The 14,416-nt window shown below is 33.6% G+C and carries 13 protein-coding genes and 1 pseudogene; all 14 read right to left on the minus strand.

Annotated features, from left to right (window positions below):
• Positions 1 to 278: transposase (locus I1A59_RS02715; protein ID WP_196091284.1), on the minus strand; the 278-nt coding region annotated here is incomplete at its 3' end.
• A 167-nt stretch (positions 279 to 445) separates the two neighbouring features.
• A pseudogene (locus tag I1A59_RS02720) lies at positions 446 to 928 on the minus strand (IS1634 family transposase); the annotation flags it as partial.
• Positions 929 to 1,187: 259 nt separating this feature from the next.
• Positions 1,188 to 1,394 carry a transposase gene (locus tag I1A59_RS02725; RefSeq protein WP_196091285.1) on the minus strand — a complete coding sequence of 69 codons (207 nt, stop codon included), beginning with the start codon at positions 1,392 to 1,394 and terminating at the stop codon, positions 1,188 to 1,190.
• Positions 1,395 to 1,513: 119 nt separating this feature from the next.
• A complete protein-coding gene (locus I1A59_RS02730) occupies positions 1,514 to 3,049 on the minus strand; it encodes an IS1182 family transposase (protein WP_196091286.1) in 1,536 nt (511 codons plus the stop codon).
• Positions 3,050 to 3,695: 646 nt separating this feature from the next.
• On the minus strand, positions 3,696 to 4,925 hold the full coding sequence (locus I1A59_RS02735; RefSeq protein WP_196091287.1) for a hypothetical protein: 1,230 nt from the start codon (positions 4,923 to 4,925) through the stop codon (positions 3,696 to 3,698).
• 144 nt (positions 4,926 to 5,069) lie between these two features.
• A complete protein-coding gene (locus I1A59_RS02740; RefSeq protein WP_196091288.1) occupies positions 5,070 to 6,167 on the minus strand; it encodes an NAD-dependent epimerase/dehydratase family protein in 1,098 nt (365 codons plus the stop codon).
• Positions 6,148 to 7,245 carry a galactofuranosyltransferase gene (locus I1A59_RS02745; protein ID WP_196091289.1) on the minus strand — a complete coding sequence of 366 codons (1,098 nt, stop codon included), beginning with the start codon at positions 7,243 to 7,245 and terminating at the stop codon, positions 6,148 to 6,150. The genes I1A59_RS02740 and I1A59_RS02745 overlap by 20 nt, the downstream gene beginning before the upstream one ends.
• Positions 7,246 to 7,248: 3 nt before the next feature.
• Positions 7,249 to 7,968, minus strand: a complete 720-nt coding sequence (locus tag I1A59_RS02750) for an IspD/TarI family cytidylyltransferase (RefSeq protein WP_196091290.1) — start codon at positions 7,966 to 7,968, stop codon at positions 7,249 to 7,251.
• 1 nt (position 7,969) lies between these two features.
• On the minus strand, positions 7,970 to 8,842 hold the full coding sequence (locus I1A59_RS02755) for a capsular polysaccharide synthesis protein (protein WP_196091291.1): 873 nt from the start codon (positions 8,840 to 8,842) through the stop codon (positions 7,970 to 7,972).
• Positions 8,843 to 8,895: 53 nt separating this feature from the next.
• The gene (locus tag I1A59_RS02760; protein ID WP_196091292.1) at positions 8,896 to 10,035 is read right to left on the minus strand and encodes a CDP-glycerol glycerophosphotransferase family protein; all 1,140 of its coding nucleotides are present in this window, start codon (positions 10,033 to 10,035) and stop codon (positions 8,896 to 8,898) included.
• Between the two features lie 2 nt (positions 10,036 to 10,037).
• The gene (locus I1A59_RS02765) at positions 10,038 to 11,024 is read right to left on the minus strand and encodes a glycosyltransferase family 2 protein (protein WP_196091293.1); all 987 of its coding nucleotides are present in this window, start codon (positions 11,022 to 11,024) and stop codon (positions 10,038 to 10,040) included.
• Between the two features lie 2 nt (positions 11,025 to 11,026).
• Positions 11,027 to 11,818 carry a DUF4422 domain-containing protein gene (locus I1A59_RS02770; RefSeq protein ID WP_196091294.1) on the minus strand — a complete coding sequence of 264 codons (792 nt, stop codon included), beginning with the start codon at positions 11,816 to 11,818 and terminating at the stop codon, positions 11,027 to 11,029.
• 21 nt (positions 11,819 to 11,839) lie between these two features.
• A complete protein-coding gene (gene glf, locus I1A59_RS02775; protein ID WP_196091295.1) occupies positions 11,840 to 12,949 on the minus strand; it encodes a UDP-galactopyranose mutase in 1,110 nt (369 codons plus the stop codon).
• On the minus strand, positions 12,950 to 14,404 hold the full coding sequence (locus tag I1A59_RS02780) for a flippase (protein ID WP_196091296.1): 1,455 nt from the start codon (positions 14,402 to 14,404) through the stop codon (positions 12,950 to 12,952).
• Between the last annotated feature and the right edge of the window lie 12 nt (positions 14,405 to 14,416).

Genomic DNA, 14,416 nt, shown 5'->3' on the forward strand with positions numbered 1-14,416 from the left:
AGCTGATAGAAATAAGCATCATCTTTCAATTCTTGACAGGCATAGTCTGTATCATGACCCGCTAGAATTTGAAAAATGAGTTGGATAACAATCATTGTGTCTGAGTAAAGAGGGGAATGGCGTTGATCATTAGTGACTAAATATTTGGAAATTAACTCAGCCAGCTTCAAGACCTCAAACAATTCTTTAAAGAGAATCAGTCCGCCATAATTCGTAAGATTTCCTCCCTCAAAAGAAAAATTATTGTTTTTAGCATTATTATTTGTTAGACTGAACATGTGGATTTCCTTTCTTTTTATATTTTTTATGCACTTATATCATAAAGGGGAAATCCTTTTTTGTCTAGTCGAATGTTTCACCCAATGGGTGAAAAGCAGAACCTTCCAGAAACCCTGTGATCAATACGGTTTCTGGAAGGTTTTTAAGTTAGGTATGAATAATTTGGGTTTAGTTTATCAAGGAGACGATAAACTGCATTCAAGTTAATATCCCAATCTCCAAATAAATCTTCTTGAGATTCAAAAGTCGCTAACTTACTGTCTGGTTTTAAAATTCGCTGGAAGACAAGGAGTTTTAGTGCTTTTGTCAAATCGAATTTGGCATTTGTTTTTAGCTGCTTCAAAAAATTGGGAAGCCGTAACTCTTCAAAAATATCATCAAATACCATCCAGCCATAAGATTTGTCTGGTTCATTCATGGGAGCAAGTAGATCATAGGTAACTTGGATAGTTTTTTCTGGATTTAAAAGGCCAGCTTTAGCCTCCTTCTTCAGTCGATCCAAGATACCTGGTTCGCTTTCTTCCATTTCATCAAGCAAACCGTATTTGTGAAGTATTCTTTGTTTTACTTTCCCGTCCTTACGATATCCTTCAACAAGATAAACGTGAGTACGACCTTCTTTATTCGTAGTTGTTTTAATAAAAGCCATACTTCCATTATACCATACATAACCGTATACAACAAGCGTTTTGTGCAAAAAATATTAAAAAAATCCAGTTCTATCAAGCGATTGAACTGGATTGGTTACAACACAAAGTGATAAACTCGGGATTTCTTTCAATTCACCAGCACAATCAGGACAAACACAATCTTCTAAGCGATGATGAACTTCTTCTGGTTCAAGTTGGTCAAGGATCGCTTACTTACGTCCGCTTGTTTTATTTCGTTTGTAAGTAATCGTCTCTGTTTCAATTGGATAAGTCAGAATCTTCTTGGATAGGTATTTCTTCTCCCAAAAGACTCATTTGACTTAACTGAACAGAATTCTTCTCAGATGAGTTACCTTGTAGTTTCTGGGTTAAATAAGCCACTTGTTCACTTAGAAGAAAGATTTCATCTACTAGACTTTCGTTGATAACTTCTTGTTTTTGGATAAAATCCGATAGTTCTTCCAAAATAAGATTCTCCCTTTATTGATAATCTAATTATAGCTAAAGAGTCCGGGACAAAAAGATTTCATCAATCATAAAAATAGAAGGAGGTGCTAACTCGTATTACTGAGTGATGCCTCCTTCTATTTTATTAGTCTTTTTCCCTCATGTTTATTTAACTTCTTAAGATTATTGGCCATGAGAACTAGTCCCATATCAATCTTCACCTTCCTTTTTCCTCGAAGATTACATCTTGTGTAACCCAAACAAGCCTTTATCTGCCCAAAAACTGGTTCGACATCAATTTTGCGTTTTGCAAAAATTTGTTGTCCTTGAGCTGATAAAAGCGCTTCTTTTGCTTCGTTTTTTAAGATTTGATACCGTTCATTTATGTATAACCCCTTTTGAGGAGCTTGATCTGGTTGGTTTGTTTTATAAACTTTTATTTCTTGAAGAAACCCTGTTGTAGTTTTTCTATGCTCAACGTGGCTAAAAGTATAAATGAACCCTTCTGGATGAGTATAACTATCTTGTTCTTGATCATAAGTCCAATTATCCATATTCTTGCTGGATTTTTGATGTTTTCGAGTTTGTTCCTTGTCAAAGGTATTATACTTAATGTAGTGTTCAATCCCTTTATCATTTAAAGCTAAGAGATTTTCCTCACTTCCATATCCCGCGTCCGCTACAAGAGTTTTAATATCCAGATGACAGGAATCAAGGAAAGGTAATAGAGTCAGAGTATCGGTAGGATTTGGAAACACATCAAAGTGTAGGACAAATTGATTTTCTGTCCCTATTTGGAGATTATATCCTGGCTTCAATTGACCGTTTTTCATATGATCATCTTTCATACGCATAAAAGTAGCGTCCGTATCGGTTTTTGAAAAACTATTTCGACCATCAAAAATGGACTGGTAATGATTGTATTTTTCTAGGCGCACCAAATAATCGTTTTGGACTTTGTTCAAAACTTTTTTGACGGCTCTGCGTTTGGTCTTTCTTGGATCCTTTCCTTTAGTCGGTTGTTCACGAATATCCTTATCCAAATGTTGGATTTCTTCTTCAAGAAGCTGAGCGAACTCTTTCAAATGTTCGGGAGTGATTTCCTCCTCCATCTCATCTTTAATAGCTTGATCGATAAGGGGTTGAATTTCGTCCACAAAATCTGTTTTGAGGGTATGTTGTAATTTTGTTTGAAATTTATCTGTGGCCTTCTTCCAGACATGCGTGTATTTATTGGCATCTGCTTCAATCTTGGTACCATCCACAAACATTGTATCCAAGGTGACTAATTCTTTCATTTTTGCATAACAATTAAAATTAACGAATAGCTCTTCAATCACCTTTTCCATACCAGGGAGTACACGAAAACGATTGATAGTTCGATAAGAAGCTATCAATTGCCCTGTCAGATACTGCATGGACAAACTATCTGCCATCAATTCCGCTATTTTTCTTCCTGAATAGATACCTCTAGAATAGGAGTAAAGGATGGCAGAAAGCATCATTTTAGGATGGTATGAGGGTCTCCCATGAATACGGAACATCTGATCCAATTCAGGACATTCAAACTGTTCCATAAATTCTTCAATTGAAAAGACAATGTGGTCATTTGGTAAACAGGATGAAATTTCAAGTGGTAATGTTGTTTGTTTTGTGTTATAGTGAATGTACATAAGGAAAGCCTTTCTATTATTATTTTTGCTTACTTATATTTTACTAAGGCTAACCTTAAAAAGCAAAGAAACAGCGGTACTTTTGGTCGCTGTTTCTTTGTGTTTAGAGCTAACAAAAAGGATTGGAAATTGATGTGATTTCCAATCCTTTTTCATTAATCAGAGCCTTTTTGTCCCGGACTCATGGTTTTTATAGCAGGAGTGATTGAAAATCTTTTCATGAACCACTCAACTCGAACTAAGTAAGGAAAGGAGTCGATTCCTTGACTCTAACCTGTTTTACCAGTTAACAGATGAACCCGGCCAAAATCGGGTAGATTTATCATAACCAACAAGCTAGATTCTAGCATATCAATCTCCAACCTGATGATTTATAAGAATAGTATAGCTAGATTTCTAGTTGATTTGAAGACACCTTGTTATTGGACGCTTACAAGCAATTTATGACATACCATTGTAGCCCCTTGCGAAAAAAATGGAAAGTCAAGGTGCTGTTTCAGTGTGATCTTTTTTAGTCAACTGAATAACATCATCAAAACAATTCCATTTATATTCATTCTAAGAATGAGAAATAAAACATTCAAACAAATTACAATTGATTCTATACTTTAGATTAAGCACTGAATTAATAATTCTCTCAACTTTGCTACATCAAATATGCAGTTTTATCTAACTTATATGAACTTAAAAACACAATCAATACTATCGTTAAGTACTCAAATGGTATGATTGTAAAAATAAATAGATAGATACTACCAAGCAAAAATGGTATTAGCATAGCTTTTTTCATATTTTTAAGATTTGATAGGATTGGTACAATATAGAGCATTGCCATGTAAACACCTCCAGATGCCAATAGCATCGTAATTGAATTACTAAATCCAGTATTTTCACTTCGCCACATACCCATAAATTGTTTTATAAAAGCAGTGTTTAAATACCCGTTTCCAAAGAAAGGATTCAATAACCAAGCTCTAATACCGATGATAAAATCATCCATACGAACGGAACCGGAACTTGTTCCCAGCCTAGTTTCTATAAGCCACCAAACTACATAAATCGCTACGAAAAGGATTAACGGAAGCATAACAATCTTTAATACTTGTAACAGATTTGACCTACCTCGTGTGAATAAATATTTATGTAGAAAAACTAGAATAAGTGAAACAATCCCAGTAGTAGAAAATGTACTTAGAATAGCTATAGAAAATAGACCAAATCTCATTGAGGAAAAATTCTTTTGAATATAGGCTTCAATTAATAGTGCTATTGAGAAATGGAGTGAGGCCATTGGAGCTTCAGTAAAGATTGCTGTATTTCTTGTAATATCAGAAATTCTCTGAGTTTCAAAATACAGATTAAAATAACTAGGAACTGATCTTGGAAGCCCAGTATTCGTCCAAACAGTCTGTACTACACCAGTAGGTTGAATCAGATGAAATAAGGATCCGAACATCCAAATAATCAAAGATAAGCTGGCGATAATTATCATCACATTTCTGTATTTTAATAGTAGTTCATGACGTTCAATAGACTCTTGTATAAGAAAAAAGAAAACAAGAATTAGGGCTGATGCAGCAAACTTTAGTGCAGGCAGCATATTGTATCTTGTAACCAAAATCCAAAATCCAATGTAGAAAAAAACTCCAACAGCGATTGCAATTGCACTATGAACATTTTTTCTTGATACCTGAGGTTTAGTAAAGAAGTATCCCAATACTCCTAAAGACAATAGCATAAAAACATAGTCTGAAAACCGATTCCCCGTCCCATATATATGCATCCAAATGCTTCTTGTGTTAAGAATGACAGAAAGTGCTATCATATATAAAAATGATGAGTTTACAAACTCTCTAGGTGAAAATGTAAAAGTCAATGTAGATCCCTTCCTTAATGCACAAATATTAGATTGAATTCCAACGATAAATAATATTGCAGAATCAAGTAAAAAATACATAAAATGTAAAGTGTTTAATTACTACTTGGCTGCCTGGTCCTTAAAAAAGAGAAATTTCCCTTTCTATGAGTCACCATCATTTGAAGACAATTCCATACTCTTAATCATTCGCTTGTATGAAGTAACCAAATCGTACTTCGGTTTCCAACCAAGATTTAATAATCTCTCTGTGTTAAGTTTGAATCTACTTGGGACCGCGTAACCATAAAGATTGGTTTCAGGGATATCAAAAACAACTTTAATAGAATTATTACTTAACTCCTCAGCAACTAGTTTTGCCATTGAAGCGATGGAAATATGATTTGCTTCATTTGAAACATTGTAAGCGGTCGCATTTTCTCCGTCGCTCAAAATTAAATACAGTGCACGAATACAGTCACTTAAATAACAATAATTTCCTTCAGACTTCCCTTCAGTATGTAGAATAATATCTTCTTGATTTAAAACACTTCTCGCAAATTGTGCAAAAACTCTATTCTCTCCTGGTAGGATACCTGCTCCGAAAGTTTGCGACAATCTAGCAATTTTTGTTGGAACTCCGTACTGACTGTTGTATGCAACACAAAGATTCTCACACATTCGTTTGGATTCCGGATAGTTGCTTCTCAATGAAAGAGGATTTATAAACCCAAGCATATCTTCAGAAACATATACTGTCTCTTTATTCTTGAATTCACCATAAACTTCCATCGATGATAGATATACGAAACTTTCAACCTGTTTATCTTTTGCTAACTCGAGCATTTGCATTGTTCCTTCAAGAGAGACTTTAATTGTATCAACTGGATTATTCACCATCATCTGTGATGTAGTGACTGAAGCAGCATGGAAAATATAGTCGATCTGTAAGTTACTTGAAATATAGCTATTATATGGAGAAGTAATATCACCGAGAACTACTTTCATTTCCGGATATTTCGACAAATCTCCATAAATTTCATTAATTTTTTTGAAATTTCTTGCATGCAAATAGATTTTTAAATTTAAGTCATGATATCTATTTAAATAAACTAAGCTTTTTACCAAATTAGAACCTACTAGACCTGTTGAACCTGAAATAAAAAAATTTTTTTCCCGAAATTTATTAAAGGGAAAATTACTATCTGCAATCTCTTTAAAATCTTCTTCAAGTACATTGTTACTAATAAAATCTAAGTTCATGCTTTTTCCTCAATTTTTTTAAAACTTCTATCGTATAAGAACCATTTCTTAGACTTGATCCAACTAACTCCGCGTTCTTTTTTAGTTCATTATAGGACTCCGTTGTCATCTTTTCAATTTTTGATTCGATGTCATGAATTGTGTCTATAACAAACCCACAATTATTCTTTTCAACAAAATTTGCAAGTGCAGCCTGTGACCAAATGATTACAGGAATACCTGATGCTAAATAGAGTGATGTTTTATGAGGATTGTTTACTCTCAAATAATCACCATGAACACCCTCACATGTTTCAATAGACGGACCATCCCAAATTAATCCAAAGCCCCCCTCTAAAACGAAAGGTAAGTCATCAGAAAGGAAAGAGCCTTTATAGAAAATATTTCCTTGTTCTTTATGTTCAAATCCTATACCATATAGATTAAAATTTGGATGATTAGGTAGGTTATACAAATATCCAGCTTTATATGGTTTAAGATTACCTGCAACAATTATAGGCATAACTTTGAGATGATTGTCTGAATCCTTCTTAACTTCAAAGTCAGGTATCAAATAATCAAAAATTTCAAGATTCTCAATTTTTCTAGCTGAAATTCCCTTCTCGACAAGTACATCTGTCATTGACTGATTATGAGATATAATACCGTCAGCTTCTTTTAACACACTTATTTCTTCGATTCCCAACCGAAACTTACTTTTCCAAGGTACGCTATCTAGTTTCATCCATCTCATGGATTCTAAGTCGTGAATCAATAGATAGACTTTTACACCTTTTTTTCGCAACGCTTTTACATTTTTATTAAAGAAAATTGTATGATTAATCAAGGGGAACTGAATAACCACAATGTCATTTTCTACTAGTGGTTCAAAAGTTTTATCCCAAACTTTTTTTAGTGAAAGGTGATGTTGAAAAGTTTTTACAACTCCCATTCCTTTACGATCACTTGCCTCTGCAGATGCAATAATTTCACTAAAACCATTATTACTTAAAATCTTCTCAACATCGTCTCGGGCTTTTAGTCCAGCTGTTTTTTGTACATTTTCAACTAGCTGTAATTCTTTAACATAGTATTTCATGCTCTATTGCTCCAATTGATTGTTTTCACGAACATCGTACAGTGCCCTAAAGGTATAGAAGTCATCAGGTGTAGTAATCTTAATATTCTCGTTAGGTCCAATTACGACACGCAAAGAGTATCCATAGTGTCTCATCATAGTACAGGAATCAATAAAGTTATCTTCACCCTCACTTAGAGCTTTTCTATGAGCCGCTAGAATTTCTTCCAACCAAAAACTTTGTGGAGCTTTTGCTAATCTTGAACTTTGTCTATCTGGTACTTCTGCAACCTCATTATTATCATCTACAAGGATGACTGTTTCCTTAGCAACTGTGCAAGTAACAGCTGAATTGTATTTTTTAACTGATTCAATATTATCGCTGATAGTTTCTGGTGTAATTAAGGGACGAACACCATCATGAATCAAAACAACATTATCTTTTGTCCCGTGAACTTCTTCAGCGGCTTTTAAGCCATTATAAATTGATAACTGCCCAGTTGTTGATCCAGGAACAATTTTTTTGATTTTATCAAGTCTATAACGATGTTTCATTTCTTCCATGTACGGAATCCAATCCTCAATACATGAAACGATAATTGAGTCAATATCCGGATGTTGCTGAAATAGTTCAATCGTGTGAACAATAATTGGCTTGCCATGAACCAATAAGAACTGCTTTGGTCGTGAGACGGTCTGCATCCTTGTTCCAACACCGCCAGCAAAAATTACTGCAATATTCATATTATTCCTCTAATTCCCTAGCTACGATTTTTTTGTAAAAAGTTCCTGGAATTCCTTCATCCAGTTCCTTATAAGTCAATTTGTGAATATTAGACTTATCTTTAATTCTCTGAAATTCAGCTTCATTGTAAGACTTATTGAGCACCTTCATCAGTTGATGTGGATATGTATTAGAAATAAAAGGTATAGATTCAAAATCTCGCTTAAGTTCTCCTTCATTTATCAATAATGAAAAAAACAAATGAAAAATGAAATAGTCACCAATTTTCTTATTTTTTTCATAGAAATTCAGCATTGTAAGATACAATGACCTAATCAACCTATTTTGGGGATACTTAGAGAACATTAACCAGTTACTAATTTTAGTAGATGAAAAATCTAGTGGTGACGCTTGATAAACGAAAACCTCACTCTCTAAAATTTCCTCATCAATTTTATCAGTTAAATAAACTGTTGAATCTAACCAGAGCCCACCATACTTTGTCAATAGCGAAACTCTACAGATGTCGGAAAAAGCAGCGTTTGAAATAACACCATTTTTCCACTTTGTGATGATAGTTTCAGGTAAATCAACATAATCAAAAAGATTATTCTCATCCAATTCAACAAATTCTTTTCCGTTTGATGAACAATAGGCAGCTACACGTTCTTTACACTGTTTGACAATTTTTGGAGCATTTTCAAATCCCTGAAACCATAATGAAAAAACAAAGTTACTTTCTTTGTTAATTGGCTCATCATTAGAAATGACAATAAATTTTTTTAAAGTTTTCTTATACTTTTCCTGCCAAATCAGTCTTCTCAAATGATCATTTTGGGTAACTGTTAGAACAGGAGATTTATCATTTATAATTCGTAATAACAGATTTTTCAATCCGTATCTTGTATATAAGTACTTAATCCTTGACATGTAATTCTCACTCTCTGTTACTGAAATTTTGAGAAAATAAGACTAGTAATCTCTTTCGATGCAACTCCACTTTCTGTTGATTCTAAATCTGTATGGTGTTTTTCCATTGCTTTTAGAAAGTTCTCCTCAGAATAAGATTTGATGGCTTCATCCAATTGAACATTATTTGAACAAACAGGAAATCCCCAACTGAATATGTCCTTATCAAATCCACGATTCTCAGTATAATCTTTTAAGTCGGGTGTAAACAAGAAACATGGCTTTCCAGTAAATGAAAAATCCCAAATTGAGGATGAGTAATCTGAAATTAAAATATCAGAAATTAACAAAAGTTCTTGCATATCTGGATAATCAGACACAGATTTAACATTATTCAGTTTTTGATTTCCATAAATATGAGTCCGAAATAGAACCTCACATTCTCTACCAAATCTTTCCTTAACTGAATCCTTTAATCTGATTACATTCAATTCTTCATAGTATCCTGTTGTTTGTTTCCAAGTCGGAGCATATAAAACAACTATTTTATCCTCAGCAATCCCTAATTTTTCCCTAATCTTACTATTCCGGTCATCACTTCTTGGATTAATGAGAATATCATTTCTAGGCATTCCTTTATTAATCGTCTCGCCTCTAAAACCGAACTGCTCTCTAACTACTTCATCTCGAAAATAATTACTACTTGAAACAAAGTAATCCGTTTCTTTCAATTGAATGTTCTGTCTTTTAATGTATGGTGACTGACGACCCTTTTCAGCAGAACCTACTGTTTTATAGCTTCCTCCACCATGCCAGGTTTGAATCACAATCTGTTTCTTATTTTTAGGTACTTCGATAGCCTGTAAAAAATTGGAAACGTATACTCTTGAAGTTAATCTGTAATAGATATGTTTTAGACTTCTATACTTACAAACTTTTACATCTTCAGGTAGAGCTGACTTGAAGTTTTCTGGATTTGTAAATGCCCAAATAACTTCGGCACTTCCATTTGACTGCTCAAGAAGCTCCAAACTAATATATTTTGGATTGCAGTTATAACCTTCTCCTGCAAACGACTCGAAAATAACACGATTCTGCTTCACAGGGATAACAGTAAATGGCTTTAATATAGCTCTTAAAAACGCAATATAGTTATATTTTATCGTCTCCTTGAACATTATTAAATACCTCGCTGTAGATAAAAATATGTATCCCAAATTTTTTTGTAAAAACCAAAACCAAGATTTTTTAAAATGAATAGTGCAGCCTTGTCACGTTTAGGTGTTTTAGCATCTTTCATAACTAAATCATAATTTGAGACTATATAATCGATAATCTCATTTCTTTCATCTTCAAATTCAGTTATATTTAGCATTTGATTTAAAGTACTAAATCTTGCATAAACTGCTCTTCTTAAAGTCGCTTGCTCGATACCTGGATATTTTTCATCTACAAAACTCTTCATCCGATCTGTCATATCTAGTAAGTCAAACTTTTTATGCGAGAATCTTGAAGTGACAATGGAGTTTGGTCTAATCTCATAATAATATTTCGCATTAAAACCGAAGGCAATGTCTTTTGACTTGTCGAATAATTTATAAATAGTCCCGATATCCTCAAATAATTTACCTTTTGGAAATTGAATACTATCAAACAATTCAATAGAATATAGCTTTGCATAGGCACAAGTGTCAACAAGATCATGATAACACATCATCTCAATGGCCTTATTTGCAGCTAGTAATCCTTCAGTTCCATTCCCATTATCAATTAACTTCCCATTGGTTTGAAAATGCGTAAAAATTGAGCAGATTGACATTTTTGTTCGATATTTATCCAGTAAATAGTACAAATATTCCACATAATCTTCAGTAATGGAGTCGTCTGAATCTACAAAGGTGACATATTTAGCAGTTACCTTTGTTAATCCATAATTTCTGGCGTCTGATAAACCACCATTCTCTTTTGTGAATATTTTGATTCGACTATCTTTTTGTTGAAATGCATTACAAATCTCTAATGAAGAGTCAGTACTACCATCATTTACTAAGATAATCTCTAAATTTGAATAGGTTTGATTTATAACACTTTCCAAACACTTTTCAAGATACTTCTCCACATTATAGACTGGTAAAACCATACTAATTAAAGGTTGCGTTGCATTCATATTTAAAAGCTCTTTCCGTACTTCATTCCAAAAAATTTTGCAGCTAAGAATGATTTTCCTTTTTCGAATAAATTAACTTTTTCAAGATACATAAATGGAACTTCTTTTACCGTTAGTTTATTTTGTGCTAACCAAACATTAAACAAAATTTCACTAACACGTCCTGGAAAACGTTGTTCAAATGGAGTCATATCCTTTCTATCCACTTGTTCAAACAACCTATCCAGAATAGGAAATAACCACTCACAGTAAGAGTTTACATACTCTTTTTTCATAATAAACATATTGAACATATATCCACTTCTTTGTTTTGTTACCTTATCAAAACTACCCAGATACTCCGGACTTATCTCTTGTATCATATTTCGAGTGATATCAAGATGTTCTCCATCAAGGGTATGCGCATAGTGTGAATATAGGGTCTCAATATAATATTTTCTTTTTTTGGGTACTATAACATCTGCTTCATGAATCAGTTTCTTAATCTGTTCTCGCCTAAGAACTACTTCATCAATATTGATGCCATCTTTGAAGAATCTACTTTTAGATGTGAAATATCTCCTGTAGTGTGCAAGTCCTAGATAATCACAGTCTAAGTTTTTCCAAGCCCAGTATAGACCAGTTAGTTCGCTATAATATGCATTCAAATTAGAAATATTGTCGCCTTCATTGTCACCAATATATCCAATACTTTCCTTACCTTCTCTACCAACATGAACTGGAAGGTATAGCTCACTATCTGATGGCATCACCGCTTTCTTGTGTGTAGCAACAATCAGTTTAATATTTGTCACTAGTATGACCTCTCTATACTATTACTTCAATTCATTACGAACACATTGCAAAGCTGCAGCAATAACCTGATGCATGTCATAATAACGATAATGACCTAGTCGACCACCAAAAATGACATTTTCTTGTTTGGAAGCGAGTTCTTTGTAGGCCTTATACAATCGGTTATTCCGATCATTATTTACTGGATAATAAGGCTCATCTCCTTTTTTCCAGGTTTTAGAGTATTCTCTAGTAATAACCGTTTTAGGTTGGGTACCAAATTCAAAATGTTTATGTTCGATGATACGAGTAAATGGTGTTTCTTTATCAGTGTAGTTGACAACTGCATTTCCTTGGTAGTTTTCCATATCAAGTACTTCAGTTTCAAATCGTAAACTGCGGTACTCCAACTCACCTAGCTCGTAATCAAAGAATTCATCAATCATACCCGTAAACACGACCTTCGGATAACTTTTTAGATATTCTTCTTTATTGTTGAAGAAATCAATTCCTGTCTCGACCTCAATATTCTCATGATCCAGCATTTTTTCAACGATTTGAGTATAGCCACCAATAGGAATTCCCTGATAGGTATCATTGAAGTAGTTATTATCATAGGTTAACCGCACTGGTAAACGACGAATAATGAAAGCTGGCAATTCAGTTGCTGGCTTTTCCCATTGTTTTTCAGTATAGGATTTGATTAATTTTTCATAGATATCAGTACCAACTAATGAAATAGCTTGTTCCTCAAGATTTTCAGGAGTCTTACCATTTAAGATAGCTCTTTGTTCATTAATCTTAGCCAGTGCTTCTTCTGGGGTTACAACTCCCCAAAGCTTATTAAATGTATTCATATTAAAAGGTAAATTATAAATTTCACCTTTATAGTTCGCCACTGGTGAATTTGTATAGCGGTTAAATTCAGCAAATTGATTGACATAGTCCCAAATTTCCTTATCAGAAGTATGGAAAATATGAGCCCCATATTCATGTACCTGAATATTCTCAACCTCATTGGTATAAATATTTCCAGCAATGTGATCTCGTTTTTCAATCACTTTAACCTTCTTACCTGCTTTAGCAGCTTCATATGCGAACACTGCTCCAAACAGACCAGAACCAACTACTAAATAATCGAATGAACTCATTTAAATGTTACCTACTTTCTTTAGACTAGAGTGAATCATATCAAATATGAAATTCTCTTTTAAAACAATTAACATTACTAAATAAACAGAAAAATATACTACAGAGGAAACTAAAAGTGTTAAAAAGTTTGATAAATCGAACATTCCTAGACAAATCGATGTGAATGCTGTAGAAATTATTAAGGCAAACAGTATCTTTAAAGACTGTATTTCTTTAAAGAGTGGAATGATAAAATCTTTCAAAAATAAAATTTGCACCAACACAACAGAAAATTCTGCAATCATACTTGCAAACGCTGCTCCAGCTGCTCCAAAAAATGGTATTCCAACTAAATTTATAAGAATATCTACCAATGCACCTATCATAGTTGAATAAACCACTAATTTCTCCCTGTGAGTAGGTACCAAAATTTGAATCCCCATCAGATTTGATAATCCGATGAATAAGACTGTTGGCATAATTAATTGCATTGGAAGCGTTGCAGGTAAGAATTCCGGTCCAGATAAAAACAAAATAGCTTGATGACTCATCAATATAAAATACACCACTAGTGGAAACGAGAGTACAATTACAAAGTTCAAAGCCTTCTTTGTCAAACGCTTAAATTCCTCCTCTCTGTTCTGTTCAACATAATAGGAGAGGCGCGGTAACAAAACTGCGCCCAATGAAGTCACCACACTTACAAGTATTTGCTTAACTTTTACAGCAGCTGAGTAATAACCAACTTCTTCGCTACCTTTTATGAAACCTAGCATTGTTGTATCAACATTTAGATAGATAGTTGTCGATACTGTCAGCAAAAAAAACGTCAGTGTAGGTCGTAAATGCCTTATTATATTCAATTCACCTAAAGGTACCCAATCAACAATTTTTCTTAAATTAATAAAATTAAGGGCATTTGAACCTACGGCCGCAAACACTGTCAATGCCCCGTAGACAACATAATCCTGCTCTGATCTAACCAACAAAAACATGAACAGAACTGATAGAAACTTAAAAATGATTGATCTGACTGTAATGTAGGAGTATCTCTCCAAGGCTTTATACAACCAATCAACTCCCAATACATTAAAGATTAGAGTTGACGATAGAATCAAATAAAGTAATTTTTCTTGACGTAGTTGTGGAACAGCCATGATTGTTATTAAATACAACAGTATTGATAGACTCATCACAATCGCATTTAAAGACATAATTTCTTGAACTGTTTTACTTAATTCTTTTTGATCATCTCTGACTTTTGCACATGCTCTGATACCATATGTTGGAATCCCAAGCATACCAACCATTGAAAAATAGGTTACAATCGATGTTGCAAAATTTATCGTACCTACACCCGCAGCTCCTAAAACTCTCGAGATGTATGGAAATGTTATAAGTGGAAACAAGAAATTTGAGATAGTAAGGATAAAGTTCATTATGAAGTTTATCCTTACCGAACCCTCTTTTTTCATGAATTCAATACC

Source organism: Streptococcus sp. NLN76, from assembly GCF_015686645.1.
In the GTDB taxonomy this organism is placed as follows: domain Bacteria; phylum Bacillota; class Bacilli; order Lactobacillales; family Streptococcaceae; genus Streptococcus.